The organism is Pseudomonas sp. SWRI22 (assembly GCF_014268395.2).
Classification (GTDB): Bacteria; Pseudomonadota; Gammaproteobacteria; order Pseudomonadales; family Pseudomonadaceae; genus Aquipseudomonas; species Aquipseudomonas paracarnis.
On sequence record NZ_JABWQK020000001.1, the window covers coordinates 1,848,555 to 1,865,022 of the forward strand.

At 59.2% G+C, this 16,468-nt stretch carries 20 protein-coding genes; 10 read left to right on the forward strand and 10 right to left on the reverse strand.

From position 1 onward, the window contains the following. Position 1: 1 nt before the first annotated feature. Positions 2-1,276 carry a uracil-xanthine permease family protein gene (locus tag HU730_RS08080; RefSeq protein ID WP_003188606.1) on the forward strand — a complete coding sequence of 425 codons (1,275 nt, stop codon included), beginning with the start codon at positions 2-4 and terminating at the stop codon, positions 1,274-1,276. Positions 1,277-1,403: 127 nt separating this feature from the next. Here HU730_RS08080 and hisC read toward each other — a convergent pair whose 3' ends face one another. The 10 genes from hisC to HU730_RS08130 all read right to left on the reverse strand — a co-directional run bounded on the left by hisC (position 1,404) and on the right by HU730_RS08130 (position 9,429). Then, the gene (gene hisC, locus HU730_RS08085) at positions 1,404-2,456 is read right to left on the reverse strand and encodes a histidinol-phosphate transaminase (protein WP_186527574.1); all 1,053 of its coding nucleotides are present in this window, start codon (positions 2,454-2,456) and stop codon (positions 1,404-1,406) included. Between the two features lie 3 nt (positions 2,457-2,459). After that, positions 2,460-3,776: a histidinol dehydrogenase gene (gene hisD, locus HU730_RS08090; protein WP_060764723.1), complete on the reverse strand. Its 1,317-nt coding sequence runs from the start codon at positions 3,774-3,776 to the stop codon at positions 2,460-2,462. Between the two features lie 128 nt (positions 3,777-3,904). Then, entirely contained in the window at positions 3,905-4,540 is a 636-nt protein-coding gene (hisG, locus tag HU730_RS08095) for an ATP phosphoribosyltransferase (RefSeq protein ID WP_003188599.1), read from the reverse strand. A 211-nt stretch (positions 4,541-4,751) separates the two neighbouring features. After that, entirely contained in the window at positions 4,752-6,017 is a 1,266-nt protein-coding gene (gene murA / locus HU730_RS08100) for a UDP-N-acetylglucosamine 1-carboxyvinyltransferase (protein ID WP_034126315.1), read from the reverse strand. A 23-nt stretch (positions 6,018-6,040) separates the two neighbouring features. After that, a complete protein-coding gene (locus HU730_RS08105; protein WP_003188597.1) occupies positions 6,041-6,280 on the reverse strand; it encodes a BolA family protein in 240 nt (79 codons plus the stop codon). A 114-nt stretch (positions 6,281-6,394) separates the two neighbouring features. After that, positions 6,395-6,700: an STAS domain-containing protein gene (locus HU730_RS08110; RefSeq protein ID WP_003188596.1), complete on the reverse strand. Its 306-nt coding sequence runs from the start codon at positions 6,698-6,700 to the stop codon at positions 6,395-6,397. After that, on the reverse strand, positions 6,697-7,344 hold the full coding sequence (locus HU730_RS08115; protein ID WP_014716940.1) for an ABC transporter substrate-binding protein: 648 nt from the start codon (positions 7,342-7,344) through the stop codon (positions 6,697-6,699). Before HU730_RS08115 ends, HU730_RS08110 begins: the two co-directional genes overlap by 4 nt. 11 nt (positions 7,345-7,355) lie before the next feature. Continuing rightward, positions 7,356-7,823 carry an outer membrane lipid asymmetry maintenance protein MlaD gene (mlaD, locus tag HU730_RS08120; protein ID WP_003188593.1) on the reverse strand — a complete coding sequence of 156 codons (468 nt, stop codon included), beginning with the start codon at positions 7,821-7,823 and terminating at the stop codon, positions 7,356-7,358. Continuing rightward, positions 7,823-8,620 carry a lipid asymmetry maintenance ABC transporter permease subunit MlaE gene (gene mlaE, locus HU730_RS08125; RefSeq protein ID WP_003188592.1) on the reverse strand — a complete coding sequence of 266 codons (798 nt, stop codon included), beginning with the start codon at positions 8,618-8,620 and terminating at the stop codon, positions 7,823-7,825. Before mlaE ends, mlaD begins: the two co-directional genes overlap by 1 nt. Beyond that, a complete protein-coding gene (locus HU730_RS08130) occupies positions 8,620-9,429 on the reverse strand; it encodes an ATP-binding cassette domain-containing protein (protein ID WP_003188590.1) in 810 nt (269 codons plus the stop codon). The genes mlaE and HU730_RS08130 overlap by 1 nt, the downstream gene beginning before the upstream one ends. Positions 9,430-9,739: 310 nt before the next feature. On the opposite strand from HU730_RS08130, the gene HU730_RS08135 reads away from it, so the two are divergent. The 9 genes from HU730_RS08135 to rapZ all read left to right on the forward strand — a co-directional run bounded on the left by HU730_RS08135 (position 9,740) and on the right by rapZ (position 16,459). Beyond that, on the forward strand, positions 9,740-10,714 hold the full coding sequence (locus HU730_RS08135; protein WP_034126314.1) for a KpsF/GutQ family sugar-phosphate isomerase: 975 nt from the start codon (positions 9,740-9,742) through the stop codon (positions 10,712-10,714). Continuing rightward, on the forward strand, positions 10,715-11,239 hold the full coding sequence (locus tag HU730_RS08140) for an HAD family hydrolase (RefSeq protein ID WP_054897015.1): 525 nt from the start codon (positions 10,715-10,717) through the stop codon (positions 11,237-11,239). Positions 11,240-11,247: 8 nt separating this feature from the next. Continuing rightward, complete coding sequence (gene lptC, locus HU730_RS08145; protein ID WP_014716937.1) at positions 11,248-11,820, forward strand: LPS export ABC transporter periplasmic protein LptC; 573 nt, start codon at positions 11,248-11,250, stop codon at positions 11,818-11,820. Then, positions 11,807-12,340 carry a lipopolysaccharide transport periplasmic protein LptA gene (gene lptA, locus HU730_RS08150; protein ID WP_032893554.1) on the forward strand — a complete coding sequence of 178 codons (534 nt, stop codon included), beginning with the start codon at positions 11,807-11,809 and terminating at the stop codon, positions 12,338-12,340. Before lptC ends, lptA begins: the two co-directional genes overlap by 14 nt. Then, on the forward strand, positions 12,340-13,065 hold the full coding sequence (lptB, locus tag HU730_RS08155; RefSeq protein ID WP_003188582.1) for an LPS export ABC transporter ATP-binding protein: 726 nt from the start codon (positions 12,340-12,342) through the stop codon (positions 13,063-13,065). The genes lptA and lptB overlap by 1 nt, the downstream gene beginning before the upstream one ends. A 184-nt stretch (positions 13,066-13,249) precedes the next feature. Continuing rightward, entirely contained in the window at positions 13,250-14,743 is a 1,494-nt protein-coding gene (locus tag HU730_RS08160) for an RNA polymerase factor sigma-54 (RefSeq protein ID WP_034126312.1), read from the forward strand. Between the two features lie 75 nt (positions 14,744-14,818). Then, complete coding sequence (raiA, locus tag HU730_RS08165; protein ID WP_003171804.1) at positions 14,819-15,124, forward strand: ribosome-associated translation inhibitor RaiA; 306 nt, start codon at positions 14,819-14,821, stop codon at positions 15,122-15,124. A gap of 10 nt (positions 15,125-15,134) precedes the next feature. Continuing rightward, a complete protein-coding gene (ptsN, locus tag HU730_RS08170; protein ID WP_034126311.1) occupies positions 15,135-15,599 on the forward strand; it encodes a PTS IIA-like nitrogen regulatory protein PtsN in 465 nt (154 codons plus the stop codon). A 2-nt stretch (positions 15,600-15,601) separates the two neighbouring features. Continuing rightward, positions 15,602-16,459, forward strand: coding sequence for an RNase adapter RapZ (rapZ, locus tag HU730_RS08175; RefSeq protein WP_034126310.1), 858 nt, complete (start codon positions 15,602-15,604; stop codon positions 16,457-16,459). Positions 16,460-16,468: the final 9 nt, after the last annotated feature.

The window sequence follows — 16,468 nt, forward strand, 5'->3', positions numbered from 1 at the left end:
CATGCAGGATGAATTCAACGACCCGCTTTGGCGCCAGATCCTGTCTGGCGCACAAATGCTCTTCGTAGCATTTGGCGCGTTGGTGTTGATGCCGCTGATCACAGGTCTTGATCCAAACGTCGCGCTGTTTACCGCAGGCCTTGGCACGTTGCTATTCCAGGTGGTGACAGGGCGGCAGGTGCCGGTATTTTTGGCATCGAGCTTCGCGTTCATCACCCCGATCATTCTCGCCAAGGGCCAGTTCGGCCTCGCAGCGACCATGGGTGGGGTGATGGCAGCAGGTTTCGTCTATACGTTCCTGGGCCTGGCCGTGAAGGTCAAGGGCACCGGTTTTATCGACCGGCTGCTGCCGCCCGTGGTGATCGGCCCGGTGATCATCTCGATCGGCCTGGCCATGGCGCCGATTGCCGCCAACATGGCCATGGGCAAGTCCGGCGACGGTGCAGAGCTGATCCACTACCAGACGGCGATGCTGATTTCGATGCCAGCGCTGCTCACCACCTTGATCGTGGCGGTGTTCGGCAAGGGCATTTTCCGCCTGGTGCCGATCATTTCCGGCGTGCTGGTGGGTTTTGCCATGTCGTTCTACTTTGGTGTGGTCGACACGGCGAAAATCGCCGCTGCGCCGTGGTTCGCCCTGCCCCACTTCACCGCGCCGGAGTTCAACTGGCAGGCCATCCTGTTTATCGTCCCGGTAGCACTGGCCCCGGCGATCGAGCATATCGGTGGTGTGATTGCGGTAGGCAGCGTGACCGGCCGCGATTACCTGAAAAAGCCTGGCCTGCATCGCACGCTGCTGGGTGACGGTATCGCCACCACGGCTGCCGGCATGTTTGGCGGCCCGCCAAACACCACCTACGCCGAAGTGACCGGCGCCGTGATGCTGACCAAGAACTACAACCCGAAAATCATGACCTGGGCGGCAGTGTTTGCCATCAGCCTGGCATTCATCGGCAAGTTCGGCGCACTGCTGCAGAGTATCCCGGTGCCGGTGATGGGCGGGATTCTGTGCCTGCTGTTCGGCTCGATTGCCGCGGTGGGGATGAACACGCTGATTCGCCACAAGATCGACCTGGGCGAGGCGCGCAACCTGGTGATTGTGTCGGTAACGCTGGTGTTCGGGATTGGCGGTGTGCTGGTCGGTACCGGCACCGGCCCGGATGATTTCGGCCTCAAGGGCATCGCCCTGTGTGCGGTGGTGGCAATTGGTTTGAACTTGCTGCTGCCGGGCAATGACGGCTGGAAGAACAAGAAGCCGGATGAGCCGCTGCTGTAACTGACTAAACGCAAATCAGTGTGGGAGCTGGCTTGCCTGCGATGCCGGTGTAACAAACGACAGATAGGTCGACTGTTACACCGTCATCGCAGGCAAGCCAGCTCCCACATTTGATTTTCAGCGTCTGTCAGAGCTCGCCGAGCCCGTCGATCAGCGCCTGGTTCTGCTCCGGCGTCCCGATGCTGATGCGCAGGAACTGAGCAATCCGCTCCTGCTTGAAGTGCCGCACGATCACTCCTTGCTCACGCAACTTGGCGGCCAGCCCTGCAGCGTCATGCCGCGGGTGACGCGCAAAGATGAAGTTCGCTGCCGACGGCAATACCTCAAACCCCTTGCCCTGCAATTGCGCGACGACCTGGTTGCGGCTGTCGATCACCCACTGACAGGTTTTCTCGAAATATTCACGGTCGTCAAACGCGGCCGCCGCGCCAACAATCGCCAACCGATCCAACGGGTAGGAGTTGAAGCTGTTCTTGACCCGCTCCAGCGCCTCGATCAGGTCTGGGTGGCCCACAGCCAGGCCCACACGCAAACCGGCCAGTGAGCGCGATTTGGACAGGGTCTGGGTCACCAGCAGGTTCGGGTAACGGTCGACCAGGCTGATGGCAGTTTCGCCACCGAAGTCGATATAGGCTTCATCGACCACCACCACCGAATCCGGGCTGGCCTTGAGGATCTGCTCCACCGCGTCCAGCGCCAGTACGCAGCCGGTGGGCGCGTTAGGGTTGGGGAAGATGATCCCGCCGTTGGGCCTGGCATAGTCAGCGGCCCGAATCTGGAACTGTTCGTCCAGTGACACCGCGTCGAACGTAATGCCGTACAGGCCGCAGTACACCGGGTAGAAGCTGTAGCTGATATCCGGGAACAGCAGCGGCAGATCGTGCTGGAACAGGCCATGGAAGATGTGCGCCAAGACTTCGTCGGAACCGTTGCCGAGGAACACCTTGCCGGCATCGATCCCGTAATACCTGGCCACGGCCTGCTTGAGCAGGTCGCTGTTGGGGTCCGGGTACAGGCGCAAGTTGTCGTTCAACTCGGCCTGCATTGCCGCCAGAGCCTTGGGCGATGGGCCGTAGGGGTTTTCGTTGGTGTTGAGCTTGACCAGCTTGGTCAGCTTCGGTTGCTCACCGGGTACGTAAGGCACCAGGTCTTTGACGAAAGGGCTCCAGAATTTGCTCATGCCTTACTCTCCCTTGACGATGCGGTATTCAGCGCTGCGTGCGTGCGCGCTGAGGGATTCACCACGGGCCAGCACCGAGGCGGTCTTGCCCAGTTCGGAAGCGCCTTGTGGCGAGCAGAAGATAATCGACGAGCGCTTCTGGAAGTCGTACACCCCCAGCGGCGACGAGAAACGCGCAGTACCGGAGGTTGGCAACACGTGATTGGGGCCGGCGCAATAGTCGCCCAGGGCTTCGCTGGTGTGACGGCCCATGAAGATCGCCCCAGCGTGACGGATCGATGGCAACCAGGCCTGTGGGTCCGCTACGGACAGCTCCAGGTGCTCCGGCGCGATGCGGTTGGCCACTTCAATGGCCTGCTCCATGTCACGCACCAGAATCAGCGCACCACGGCCGTTGATCGACTTCTCGATAATCTCGGCACGCTCCATGGTCGGCAGCAGCTTATTGATGCTGGCGGCGACCTTGTCGAGGAAGTCGGCATCGGGGCTGACCAGGATCGCCTGGGCGTCTTCATCGTGCTCCGCCTGGGAGAACAGGTCCATGGCGATCCAGTCCGGGTCGGTCTGGCCGTCACACACCACGAGGATTTCCGAAGGACCGGCGATCATGTCGATACCGACCTGGCCAAACACATGGCGCTTGGCAGTCGCGACGTAGATATTGCCGGGGCCGACCACTTTGTCGACCTTCGGCACGCTTTCGGTGCCATAGGCCAGCGCTGCGACGGCCTGGGCGCCACCGATGGTGAACACACGGTCCACACCGGCGATGCAGGCGGCAGCCAGCACCAGCTCGTTGATTTCGCCACGCGGGGTCGGTACCACCATGACCACTTCGGTCACACCTGCGACTTTGGCCGGGATCGCATTCATCAACACCGACGACGGGTACGACGCCTTACCGCCAGGCACGTACAGACCGGCGCGGTCCAGTGGCGTGACCTTCTGGCCCAGCACAGTGCCGTCGGCCTCGGTGTAGCTCCAGGAGTCCTGCTTCTGCTTTTCGTGATAGCTGCGTACCCGCGCCGCAGCGACTTCGAGGGCTTCGCGCTGCGGTGCGGTGATGCGCGTCAGCGCCAGCTCCAGGCGTTCACGCGGCAGGATCAGGTCAGCCATGGACTGCACGTCCAGGCCGTCGAACTGGCGGGTGAAGTCCACCAGCGCAGCATCACCGCGCTCACGCACGGCCTTGATGATGTCGAGCACCCGCTGGTTGACCGAGTCGTCGGACACGCTTTCCCAGCTCAGCAGATGATCCAGATGATGGGCGAAATCCGGGTCGGCAGCGTTGAGTCGGGCAATTGCAGTGGACGTGGTCATAGCGAGGGCCTCAATAGAATTGGCAAAAACTCAGGCGCCCTAAACTAGCAGTCGTTTCCGCTTGGGCACCTGAGAATTCTGGCTATGAGGCGGATAGACGGGCGTAGCTCTTCAGCTACGCGGGTGAGTCAACCGCGGTGTCGAGACTCCACTGCCTTGCGCAGGGTGTCGATCAACGCCTGGATACGGGCGTGCTGCATCTTCATCGATGCTTTGTTGACGATCAGGCGGGAGCTGATGTCAGCGATAAAATCCTGGGGCTCCAAACCGTTGGCGCGCAGGGTGTTGCCGGTGTCGACCACGTCGATGATCTTGTCCGCCAGGCCGATCAGCGGTGCCAGCTCCATGGAGCCGTAGAGCTTGATGATATCGACCTGACGGCCTTGTTCGGCGTAATAGCGCTTGGCAACGTTGACGAACTTGGTGGCGACCCGCAAGCGGCCCTTGGGTTCGACATCACCGACGCGGCCGGCGGTCATCAGCTTGCACAGTGCGATGCGCAGGTCCAGGGGCTCGTACAGGCCCTGGCCGCCGTATTCCATCAGCACATCCTTGCCGGCAACACCCAGGTCGGCGGCGCCATGTTCAACGTAGGTCGGCACGTCGGTAGCCCGCACGATCAGCAGGCGCACGTCGTCCTGGGTCGTGGGGATGATCAGCTTGCGGCTCTTGTCCGGATTCTCGGTCGGCACGATGCCCGCTTCAGCCAGAAGCGGCAACGTGTCGTCAAGGATGCGGCCCTTGGACAGTGCGATGGTCAACATGGGAAATGTCAGTCCTTCATCAGGCTATTGCTGTCCGGTCGCAAACGGCGCCAGACACAGATCGAGGCCATGACAGCCTCGATTTGAAACAAACCAGTCAACAACAAACTGTGGCGAGGGAGCTTGCTCCCGCTGAGACGCGAAGCGGCCCTCGAAGAGCGGGACTGCTACGCAGTCCAGCGGGAGCAAGCTCCCTCGCCACAAGCAGGGACTAGCCCGGTACGCGGCGAATCTTCGCGCCGAGCATCTGCAGTTTCTCTTCGATGCACTCGTAACCACGGTCTATGTGGTAGATGCGGTCGATCAGGGTGTCACCTTCGGCGCACAGTGCCGAGATTACCAGGCTGGCCGAGGCACGCAGGTCGGTTGCCATTACTGGCGCGCCCTTGAGCTTGTCGATCCCGGTGACGATGGCGGTGTTGCCTTCGACCTGGATCTTGGCGCCCATGCGGTGCAGTTCATACACGTGCATGAAGCGGTTTTCGAAGATGGTCTCGATCACGGCACCGGTGCCTTCGGCAATCGCGTTCAAGGAGATGAACTGCGCTTGCATGTCGGTCGGGAACGCCGGGTACGGAGCGGTACGCACGTTGACGGCTTTTGGCCGCTTGCCGTGCATGTTCAGCTCGATCCAGTCTTCGCCGGTGGTGATCTCTGCGCCGGCTTCCTTGAGTTTTTCCAGGACAGCTTCCAGGATGGTCGGATCGGTGTCCTTGACCTTCACACGGCCACCGGTCACGGCAGCGGCAACCAGGTAGGTACCGGTCTCGATGCGGTCAGGCATGACTTTGTAGGTGGCGGTGTGCAGACGCTCTACACCATCAATAGTGATGGTGTCGGTGCCAGCACCGGAAACCTTCGCGCCCATGGCGTTGAGGAAGTTGGCCAGGTCGACCACTTCCGGCTCGCGTGCGGCGTTCTGCAACACGCTGCGACCGTTGGCCAGAGCAGCGGCCATCATGATGTTCTCGGTACCGGTGACGCTGACGGTATCAAAGAAGAAGTTCGCGCCGCGCAGGCCGCCTTCCGGCGCCTTGGCCTTGATGTAGCCGCCTTCGACGTCGATGACTGCGCCCATGGCCTCAAGGCCACGGATGTGCAGGTCGACCGGACGCGAACCAATGGCGCAACCGCCAGGCAAGGCTACTTCGGCTTCGCCGAAACGGGCAACCATAGGGCCCAGCACCAGGATCGACGCACGCATGGTTTTCACCAGTTCGTACGGAGCGACCAGGGTCTTGATGGTGCGTGGGTCGATTTCGACGGCCAGCTTCTCGTCGATCACCGGCTCAATGCCCATGCGACCGAACAACTCGATCATGGTGGTGATGTCGTGCAGGTGCGGCAGGTTGGCCACAGTCACCGGGCCATCGCACAGCAGGGTCGCTGCCAGGATCGGCAAGGCGGAGTTTTTCGCACCGGAAATGCGAATCTCGCCATCAAGGCGGGCACCGCCGGTAATAATCAATTTATCCATAAGAATCTCGACGCCTTGGGGGCTCAGGTGCGCTCGGCCCAGGCCGCGCGGCTGAAAAATTTCATAGTGACCGCATGGATGCTGCCATCGGTGATCCATGGGTTCAAATGGGCATAGATCTGCTGCTGACGCTTGACCGGGCTCAATGCCGCCAGTTCATCGCTAATCACGTTCAGCTGGAAATTGCAGCCTTCGCCTTCGACTTCTACAGTCGTTTCAGGCAGCTTTCCTTCAAGGAAGCTCTTAACTTCTAGGGCCTGCATGCTCAACCTCTATCGGCGCCCAGTGCGCACGGGTCGCACATCATACAAAAAAGCCCCGCGCCTGCGAACCCCGCATAGCAGGACTCTGACGGGGGGCTTCTTTAATAATGTGTATCAGGGATGCGCCAGCAGCTCGGTCAAACCGGAAACTTCGGCAATTTCGCGCATGTCTTCTGGTAACGCACGGATGCTTACCGGCTTTTTCGCCGCCTCGGCATCACGCATGAAGCACAGCAACAACGACAAGCCGACGCTGCTGGACTTGGTCACCGCCGAGCAATCAAGCACCAGCTCTGGCGCCTTGCTGGCCTTGATCAGCGCCTGGCCCTGCTTGCGCAGGTCAGGCCCGGTGCGGTAATCCAGCACGCCGCTGAGGAACAGCTCGCCGGCGTCGCCGATACGAACAGCCGACTCGGTCATTGCGCAGGCTTCCCGGCAGCTTTATCGGTTTCTTCCTTGGCCTTGGCCACTTCACCGGCCCAACCATTGATGGTCTTGTCCAGATCGTTGCCATTGCGCTGCATCGCGTCGGCGAACTGATCACGGAACAGCTTGCCGATGTTGATACCGTTGATGATCACGTTACGCAGTTTCCACTCACCGTTGATCTTCGTCAGGGTGTAGGACACAGGGTACACGGCGCCATTGCTGCCGGAGACTTTCATTCCGACTTCGGCACGGTCGCCCGACTCGTCCTTGGGCGCATCAACGATAATGCCCTGGTTGTTGTATTCCAGCAGAGCGTTACCGTAGAACTGGAACAGCCCCTTCTTGAAGTTTTCCTGGAACGTCTGCATTTGCGCAGGCGTAGCTTTGCGCGAATATTTGACCGTCATGATGCTTTTGGAGATGCCTTCAGCATCGACCACAGGGCCAACGATCGTGTTGAGCGCGTTATAGAACTTGGAAGGGTCTTGCTTGTACTGTTCTTTATTAGCCTTGAGGTCAGCCAGCATTTTGCTGGTGGTGTCCTGCACCAAATCGTGGGCAGAACCTGCCGCGTTGGCCATCATCGGCAATGCTGCAAGCAGTACCAGCAGGCCACGTCGCAAGGTAGAGATCATGAACAGATTCCTCATTTAGCGTCTTTATTGACCGTATTGAGCAAAAATTTCCCGATCAGGTCTTCAAGCACCAGCGACGACTGTGTGTCGTGGATGGTCGAACCATCCTTGAGCAGGGCTGTTTCCCCCCCCACGCTGACCCCGATGTACTTCTCGCCCAGCAAACCCGCAGTGAGGATAGATGCCGTGGAGTCAGTTGGCAGATTATCTACCTTCTTGTCCAGTTGCATCGTCACCCGACCGGTAAAGCTGTCGCGATCCAGATCGATTGCCGTGACCTTGCCGATGGTGACACCGGCCATGGTCACTTTGGATCTGACCGTCAAACCGGCGATATTGTCGAAGTACGCGTAAAGTTTATAGGTATCGGCGGTAGGGCTGGCCGAAAGGCCACTGACTCGCAGGGCCAGCAACAGTAAAGCCAGGATGCCAGCCAGCAAGAAAAGGCCGACACCGATTTCCACAGTGCGGTTTTGCATCAGAAATCTCCAAACATCAAGGCGGTCAAAATGAAGTCAAGGCCCAGTACCGCCAACGAAGCGTATACAACGGTCTTGGTAGTGGCACGGCTGATCCCCTCTGAAGTGGGCTCACAGTCATAGCCTTGGAATACGGCAATCCAGGTCACCACAAAGGCAAAGACAATGCTCTTTATGATGCCGTTGAGCACGTCACCGGTGAAGGTCACGCTGTTTTGCATGTTGGCCCAGTAGGAGCCGTCGTAGACCCCCAGCCAGTCAACCGCCACCCACGAACCACCCCAGATACCCACCACGCTGAAGATCATTGCCAGCAGTGGCAGGGAAATGAAGCCGGCCCACAGGCGCGGGGCAACAATGTACTTGAGCGGGTCCACGCCGATCATTTCCAGGCTGGACAGCTGCTCAGTGGATTTCATATTGCCGATTTCAGCGGTCAGCGCCGAACCTGCACGCCCCGCGAACAACAAGGCGGTAACCACCGGGCCAAGCTCACGCAACAGGGTCAGGGCCACCATCTGCCCTACCGCCTGCTCCGAGCCGTAGCTGGACAGGATATTGAAACCCTGCAGCGCCAGCACCATGCCGATGAATACGCCGGAGACCACGATGATCACCAGGGACATCACCCCCACCGAGTGCAGCTGCTTGACCAGCAGGCCAAAGCCGCCGCCGATACCGCCGCGCCCCAGCAAGGCGTGAAACAGGAAAATGGTCGAACGCCCCAGCACTTCGACGATGTCGATGCCCGAGCGACCGAAAAGGCGAACCTTCTCGATAAGAGATGTCTTGCGCATCAGCGCTTCCCCAGAAGATCTGAGCGGTAGTCCGCTGCCGGAAAGTGAAAAGGCACCGGGCCATCGGGGTTGCCGGTCATGAATTGGCGAATGCGCGGGTTATCGGCGTTCATCAACTCTTCAGGCGTACCCTGCCCCAGCACCTGACCATCACCCACTACATACAGGTAGTCGGCGATGCTCGCGGTTTCGGCCAGGTCGTGGGACACCACGATACTGGTGATCCCCAATGCATCGTTGAGCAGGCGGATCAGGCGCACCAACACGCCCATGGCGATCGGGTCCTGACCTACGAATGGCTCGTCATACATGAGGATCTGTGGGTCGAGGGCAATCGCCCGCGCCAAGGCAACACGGCGCTTCATGCCGCCGGACAATTCGTCCGGCATCAGGTCGATGGCGCCGCGAAGCCCTACGGCCTGCAGTTTCAACAACACGATGTCACGAATCATTTCATCGGACAGCTGGGTGTGCACCCGCAGCGGAAAGGCTACGTTTTCGAACACATCGAGGTCGGTGAACAGCGCGCCGCTCTGAAATAGCACGCCCATATGCTTGCGCGCATCGAACAGATCGCTACGCGACAGCGTTGGCAGGTTCTGGCCGTTGACCCACACTTCCCCGGCACTGGGGCGCAATTGCATGCCCATCAGGCGCAACAGGGTGGTCTTGCCGCAACCGGAAGGCCCCATGATGCCCGTGACCTTGCCGCGAGGAATGCGAATATCGACGTTATTGAAGATGCTGCGCGTACCGCGCTTGAAGGTAAGACCCTTCAGCTCGACCGCGTAGGCGTTATCGGCACTCATCTAATCTCCTTGGGATGCAGCCTTTCACTCAGACACCATGTGTGCGACTTTGGTTTTCAACAGATGCGCAATAGTTGAGCACATGGGTTGGGCGGACCGAACTGGCGGCGAACTATATCACTGCTGGTACAGAGCCCCCAAGGCCGGAACAGCGCTGGTTCAGATTTGAGACAGGGAAAAAACGTTGCTTGCTATGTTACCGACGATGGTTTTCAGTTATTCCGCGCACAAAGCCTGACGAACTTGCGTGAGGGAATTGATCATTACCGCTATAATCGCCGACTTTTCGTCAGGCTATACGATTTCAGACATGAGCCAATCCAGCGACCTTATTCAATCCGCACAACGCACCATACGCCTTGAGCTTGAAGCCGTAGAGGGCTTGCTGGCGCATATCGACGCGGATTTCGTGCGCGCCTGCGAGATGATTCTGGCCAGCAAGGGCCGCGTGGTGGTGGTCGGCATGGGCAAGTCCGGCCACATTGGCAACAAGATCGCAGCGACCCTGGCGAGCACTGGGACCACCGCGTTTTTCGTGCACCCGGCCGAAGCCAGCCACGGCGACATGGGCATGATCACCAAGGACGACGTGATCCTCGCCCTGTCCAACTCCGGTACTACCAACGAAATCGTGACCCTGCTGCCGCTGATCAAGCGCCTGGGCATCCAGATGATCAGCCTCACTGGCAACCCTGAGTCAACGCTGGCCAAGGCCGCCGATGTCAATCTGAACGTGCACGTAGCCCATGAGGCCTGCCCGCTGAACCTGGCGCCCACCTCCTCCACTACCGCCGCGCTGGTAATGGGCGATGCCCTGGCGGTGGCACTGCTGGAGGCCCGCGGGTTTACGGCCGAGGACTTCGCATTTTCCCATCCGGGTGGCGCACTGGGCCGTCGCCTGCTACTGAAAGTGGAAAATGTCATGCATCGCGGCGCCGAGCTGCCGAGCGTTCCACGCGGCACCCTGCTCAGGGATGCGCTGATGGAAATGACCCGCAAGGGCTTGGGCATGACTGCCATCGTCGAAACCGATGGCCGACTGGCAGGGATATTCACCGACGGTGACCTGCGTCGCACCCTTGACCGCACCATTGATATCCATACCGCGACCATCGACGCAGTGATGACCCCTCACGGCAAGACCGCGCGCGCCGAAATGCTTGCGGCCGAAGCGTTGAAAATCATGGAAGATCACCGCATAGGTGCTCTTATCGTGGTCGACGACGATGACCGGCCGATCGGGGCCCTTAACCTTGGCGACTTGCTGCGCGCAGGAGTGATGTAAATGAACAGCGACCTGTTGCAACGCGGTAAAGACATCAAGCTGGCGATTTTCGACGTTGACGGCGTGCTGACCGATGGCCGCCTGTACTTCCTCGAAGACGGCAGCGAATTCAAGACCTTCAACACCCTCGACGGCCAAGGCATCAAGATGCTGATGGCAGCGGGCGTGCAAACCGCAATTATCAGCGGTCGAAAAACACCGGTTGTGGAACGTCGTGCACAAAACCTCGGTATTCCTCACCTGTATCAGGGCCGCGAGGATAAACTGGTGGTGCTGGACGAGCTTCTTGGCCAACTCAACCTAAGCTATGAACAAGTCGCCTATCTGGGCGACGACCTGCCAGACCTGCCGGTGATTCGCCGGGTGGGCCTGGGCATGGCCGTCGCAAATGCCGCGGCGTTTGTCCGCGAACACGCCCATGGCATAACCACCGCCCGTGGCGGCGAAGGTGCCGCCCGCGAGTTCTGCGAGTTGATCCTGCGTGCCCAGGGCAGTCTTGAAGCGGCCCACGCCGCCTACCTATAGAGCGTTATATGCTGAGTAAAAAGATTCGCAACTTCCTGTTATTCGGGGTCATCGCCGCGCTGCTCCTGGCGGTGGGCTACTGGAATATCAGCCCGGAGCGCTTTCTCGACAAGCCTGTTGCACAGGTTGACGAAGGCCTTATCGACTATTACGCCACCAATGCCTACAGCATTCAGTATCTGCCCGACGGCAAGGTGCAGTATGAGATGACATCGGACAAGGTCGAGCACTTGAAGGCTTCCGAAGTCAGCCTGCTGACCAATCCGGACCTGAACCTGTATCGCGGCACCGAATTTCCCTGGCACGTGACCAGCAAGCGTGGCGAAGTCAACCCTGACGGCACCGAAGTTGAACTGATCGACTCGGTTCGCGTCGCACGTACAGACGCGCAGAACCGCGACACCATCATTACCAGCAGTCGCATGACCGTATTCCCACAGAAGCAATATGCGCAGACCGAGCAAGACGTTAGAATCGACGGCGCTGGCGGTGTATCGACTGGCAAGGGAATGAAAGCGTATTTGAAAGAAAGCAGGATACACCTGCTATCGAACGTAAGAGGACAGTATGAGGCTCGTTAAAACTCTCCCTATTTTGCTCGGTCTGGGCGCAGCACTGGGAAGCGTGAGCGCCTGGGCTCTGCCGAACGATAGCCAGCAACCGATCCACATCTCGGCTGACGATGCGCAGCTCGATGACAAGCAAGGTGTCGCCACCTACACCGGCGGCGTGATCATCACCCAAGGCTCGATGAAGATCACCGGCAACACGGTGACCCTGACTCGTACCAAGACCGGCGATATCGATGTGGTGACTTCGGTCGGCAACCTGGCTTATTTCGAGCAGAAGCAGTCCGCTACCGATACAGGCCCCATGAAAGGCTACGGCAAGACTATCCAGTATCACGCCCAGCAGAACCGCATCGTACTGATTGACCAGGCCAAGGTGCTGAGCCCGGACGGCAACTCCACGGAAGGTGAAAAAATCACCTATGACACCGTGAAGCAGATCGCTAACGCCGGTCGCGCCAACGGCAACAAGGTCACCGCACCCCGCCCACGCATCGACATGGTTATCCAGCCGAAGAAGAAGGCCGAGTAATGGCAACCCTGAAAGCCCAGCATCTGGCCAAGGCCTATAAAAGCCGCCAGGTGGTACGCGACGTCAGCCTGTCGATCGACAGCGGCCAGATCGTCGGCCTGCTCGGCCCTAACGGTGCCGGCAAAACCACTTGCTTCTATATGATCGTCGGGCTGGTCCAGGCGGACCAGGGTCGCGTATTGATCGATGACCTGGACGTCAGCCACCAACCCATGCACGGTCGTGCACGGGCAGGTATCGGCTATCTTCCGCAGGAGGCGTCGATCTTCCGTAAACTGTCGGTAGCCGACAACATCATGGCGATCCTCGAGACCCGCAAGGAACTCGATCGCGATGGCCGCCGCCAGGAGCTGGAAAGCCTGCTGCAGGAATTCCACATCAACCATATTCGCGACAACCTCGGCATGAGCTTGTCCGGTGGTGAACGTCGTCGCGTGGAAATCGCCCGCGCCCTGGCGACCGCGCCGAAATTCATCCTGCTGGATGAGCCCTTCGCAGGTGTCGACCCGATTTCGGTGGGCGACATCAAGCAGATCATCCATCACCTCAAGGCCAAGGGCATTGGCGTGCTGATCACCGATCACAACGTGCGCGAAACCCTCGATATCTGCGAAACCGCGTATATCGTCAACGATGGTCAGCTGATTGCCGAAGGCGATGCCGAAACCATCCTGGCCAACGAGCTGGTGAAGGAAGTGTACCTGGGTCACGAGTTCCGCCTGTAAACACAGGGGTATCGCGCTCTTACCTGGAGCGTGCGGGAGTCAATGGAAACCTCGGTTTTTTTATTGTTACCGCGCTCTAGGCAAAGGCCCCGAGATCAGGCATATAATTTGCTTATGTTTGGCGCTCACGCGCCCTGTCGTGGATGGCGCATTGCGCCGGCGAATAAGGTGTTAAGCCCCTGCCATGAAACCATCGCTAGTCCTGAGAATGGGCCAGCAGCTGACGATGACACCGCAGCTGCAACAGGCCATCCGCCTGCTCCAATTGTCGACCCTGGACCTGCAACAGGAGATCCAGGAGGCCCTGGAGTCCAATCCGATGCTCGAACGCCAGGAAGAAGGCGACGACTTCGATAACGCAGATCCTCTGGCCGATAACATCGAGCAAAAACCCAATTCCGACGTGCAGGAACCCTCCTATCAGGAAACCGCCCCGACGGTGGACAACCTGGAGGAAGGCGACTGGAACGAACGCATTCCCAACGAGCTTCCCGTGGACACCGCCTGGGAAGACGTGTACCAGACCAGCGCCAGCAGCCTGCCAAGCAGCGATGATGACGAGTGGGACTTCACTACCCGCACGTCGGCGGGCGAGAGCCTTCAGAGCCACTTGCTGTGGCAACTGAACCTGGCGCCGATGTCCGATACCGATCGCCTGATCGCGGTCACCCTGATTGATTGCATCAATAACCAGGGTTACCTGGACGAAACCCTCGACGAGATCCTCGAGGCCTTCGACCCGGAACTGGATATCGAACTGGACGAAATCGAAGCCGTCCTGCACCGCATCCAGCAATTCGAGCCCGCAGGCATCGGCGCACGCACACTCAGCGAGTGCCTGTTACTGCAACTGCGCCAATTACCGGCCAAGACGCCATGGCTCACCGAAGCGCAACGCTTGGTCAGTGACTACATCGACCTGCTGGGCAGTCGCGACTACAGCCAACTGATGCGCCGTATGAAGCTCAAGGAAGATGACTTGCGCCAGGTCATCGAACTGGTGCAAAGCCTCAACCCGCGTCCGGGCTCGCAGATCGAGTCCAGCGAAGCCGAATATGTGGTGCCCGACGTCATTGTGCGCAAGGACAACGAACGCTGGCTGGTGGAGCTGAACCAGGAGTCAGTACCGCGCCTGCGGGTCAACCCACAATACGCAGGTTTTGTGCGCCGCGCCGACACCAGCGCCGATAACACCTTCATGCGCAACCAGTTGCAGGAAGCGCGGTGGTTCATCAAGAGCCTGCAAAGCCGCAACGAAACCCTGATGAAAGTCGCAACCCAGATCGTCGAACACCAGCGAGGTTTCCTGGAGTACGGCGACGAGGCCATGAAGCCTCTCGTGCTGCACGACATCGCCGAAGCCGTCGGCATGCATGAATCGACGATTTCCCGGGTTACCACGCAGAAATTCATGCATACCCCACGGGGTATTTATGAGCTGAAATACTTTTTCTCCAGCCACGTCAGCACCTCTGAAGGCGGTGAATGCTCGTCCACGGCGATCCGCGCGATCATCAAAAAACTGGTTGCCGCTGAAAATCAGAAAAAGCCGTTGAGTGACAGCAAGATCGCTGGTTTACTGGAGGCACAAGGCATTCAGGTCGCCCGTCGAACCGTCGCCAAGTACCGCGAGTCCCTAGGGATCGCGCCTTCCAGCGAGCGTAAGCGGTTGATGTGACGGGCGGGCCACAGCGTTCCAGTGGTGGGTATTCCTGCCCACCGCTTTATGCACTGGCAACGAAGGAGAAGCTGTATGCAAGTCAACATCAGTGGACACCAGCTGGAAGTCACCAAGCCCCTGCGTGAATACACCGAGAGCAAACTGAACAAGCTTGCGGGGCATTTTGACAAGATCACCAACGTGCAGGTCATCATGGAGGTCGATAAGCTCAAGCAGAAAATCGAGGCCACCCTGCACGTACCGAATGCCAAGCTCGTCGCCAATGCGGAACATGAAGATATGTACGCGGCCATTGACTCCCTCTACGACAAGCTCGACCGCCAACTCATAAAGCATAAGGAAAAGAATCTGCACCTGATGCAAGGTACAGGTCGTTAACTCTCCCCCCATGATCCGACTTGAAAACATCCTGACCCCCGGCCGTTCCCTCGTGAACGTGCCGGGCGGCAGTAAAAAGCGCGCCCTCGAACAAATTGCCAACCTGATCGCCCGGGAAATTCCGGATCTGGAGATGCAAGATGTCTTCGAAGCTCTGATTGCCCGTGAAAAACTCGGCTCCACCGGTTTTGGCAACGGCATCGCGATCCCCCACTGCCGCCTCAAAGGTTGTGATAAACCTGTGAGCGCGCTGATGCACCTGGACGCTCCGATTGATTTCGACGCCATCGACGGCGCCCCGGTCGACCTGCTGTTTGTGCTGCTGGTCCCGGAAGCCGCCACCGATGCGCACCTGGAACTGCTACGGCAGATCGCCAGCATGCTAGACCGCAAGGATGTACGCGACAAACTGCGCAGCGCTTCCAGCAATGAAGCGTTGTACCAAGTTGTCCTGGATGAACAAAACGGGCAGTAATCATGCGTTTGATCATCGTCAGCGGTCGCTCCGGCTCCGGTAAGAGCACCGCCCTCAATGTGCTTGAGGACAACGGCTTCTATTGCATCGACAACCTGCCTGCCGGCCTGCTGCCAGAGCTGGCGGAGCGTGCACTGATCCATACCGAATTGGCGCAGCCGCTCGTTGCGGTCTCGATTGATGCGCGCAACCTGCCCAGCCACCTCTCGCGCTTCCCGGAACTGTTGGAAGAAGTGCGTGCCAAGCACATTCATTGCGATGTGCTGTACCTGGATGCCGACGAAGAGACCCTGCTCAAGCGTTTCTCCGAAACCCGTCGACGCCACCCCCTCAGCAGCGCCAACCGTTCCCTGGCCGAAGCCATCGAGGACGAGACCAAGCTGCTCGGGCCGATCATTGACCTGGCCGACCTGAAGATCAACACCACCAACCTGAACCTGTATCAGTTGCGCGACGCGATCAAGCTGCGCCTGCTGAACCAGCCTGAGCCGGGCACAGCGTTTCTGGTCGAGTCGTTTGGCTTCAAGCGGGGCATGCCGGTAGATGCCGACCTTGTGTTCGATGTGCGCTGCCTGCCCAACCCTTACTGGAAACCGGAGTTACGCGACCAGTCCGGGCTGGATCAGCCCGTGATCGACTACCTGGCCGCACAACCGGACGTAGAAGAGATGTTCCTGGATATCTCCAGCTACCTGCTCAAATGGTTGCCGCGCTTTGCCGCCAGCAATCGAGCCTATGTCACCATTGCCATTGGCTGCACTGGCGGCCACCACCGCTCAGTCTATCTGACTGAGCGCCTGGGCCAGGTGCTGCAACAAACCCTCAAGAACGTCCAGGTTCGCCACCGCGACCTGAGTTGATAGGAACAC

Excerpts from the sequence above, each read along its gene's own strand:
- raiA (WP_003171804.1), top strand. The coding sequence starts at position 14,819 with ATGCAAGTCAACATCAGTGGACACCAGCTGGAAGTCACCAAGCCCCTG.
- HU730_RS08160 (WP_034126312.1), top strand. The coding sequence starts at position 13,250 with ATGAAACCATCGCTAGTCCTGAGAATGGGCCAGCAGCTGACGATGACA.
- HU730_RS08135 (WP_034126314.1), top strand. The coding sequence starts at position 9,740 with ATGAGCCAATCCAGCGACCTTATTCAATCCGCACAACGCACCATACGC.
- lptB (WP_003188582.1), top strand. The coding sequence starts at position 12,340 with ATGGCAACCCTGAAAGCCCAGCATCTGGCCAAGGCCTATAAAAGCCGC.
- murA (WP_034126315.1), bottom strand. The coding sequence starts at position 6,017 with ATGGATAAATTGATTATTACCGGCGGTGCCCGCCTTGATGGCGAGATT.
- HU730_RS08140 (WP_054897015.1), top strand. The coding sequence starts at position 10,715 with ATGAACAGCGACCTGTTGCAACGCGGTAAAGACATCAAGCTGGCGATT.
- HU730_RS08110 (WP_003188596.1), bottom strand. The coding sequence starts at position 6,700 with ATGACCGAGTCGGCTGTTCGTATCGGCGACGCCGGCGAGCTGTTCCTC.
- HU730_RS08080 (WP_003188606.1), top strand. The coding sequence starts at position 2 with ATGCAGGATGAATTCAACGACCCGCTTTGGCGCCAGATCCTGTCTGGC.
- mlaE (WP_003188592.1), bottom strand. The coding sequence starts at position 8,620 with ATGCGCAAGACATCTCTTATCGAGAAGGTTCGCCTTTTCGGTCGCTCG.
- lptA (WP_032893554.1), top strand. The coding sequence starts at position 11,807 with ATGAGGCTCGTTAAAACTCTCCCTATTTTGCTCGGTCTGGGCGCAGCA.
- HU730_RS08105 (WP_003188597.1), bottom strand. The coding sequence starts at position 6,280 with ATGCAGGCCCTAGAAGTTAAGAGCTTCCTTGAAGGAAAGCTGCCTGAA.
- hisG (WP_003188599.1), bottom strand. The coding sequence starts at position 4,540 with ATGTTGACCATCGCACTGTCCAAGGGCCGCATCCTTGACGACACGTTG.
- HU730_RS08130 (WP_003188590.1), bottom strand. The coding sequence starts at position 9,429 with ATGAGTGCCGATAACGCCTACGCGGTCGAGCTGAAGGGTCTTACCTTC.
- ptsN (WP_034126311.1), top strand. The coding sequence starts at position 15,135 with ATGATCCGACTTGAAAACATCCTGACCCCCGGCCGTTCCCTCGTGAAC.
- mlaD (WP_003188593.1), bottom strand. The coding sequence starts at position 7,823 with ATGCAAAACCGCACTGTGGAAATCGGTGTCGGCCTTTTCTTGCTGGCT.
- HU730_RS08115 (WP_014716940.1), bottom strand. The coding sequence starts at position 7,344 with ATGATCTCTACCTTGCGACGTGGCCTGCTGGTACTGCTTGCAGCATTG.
- rapZ (WP_034126310.1), top strand. The coding sequence starts at position 15,602 with ATGCGTTTGATCATCGTCAGCGGTCGCTCCGGCTCCGGTAAGAGCACC.
- lptC (WP_014716937.1), top strand. The coding sequence starts at position 11,248 with ATGCTGAGTAAAAAGATTCGCAACTTCCTGTTATTCGGGGTCATCGCC.
- hisD (WP_060764723.1), bottom strand. The coding sequence starts at position 3,776 with ATGACCACGTCCACTGCAATTGCCCGACTCAACGCTGCCGACCCGGAT.
- hisC (WP_186527574.1), bottom strand. The coding sequence starts at position 2,456 with ATGAGCAAATTCTGGAGCCCTTTCGTCAAAGACCTGGTGCCTTACGTA.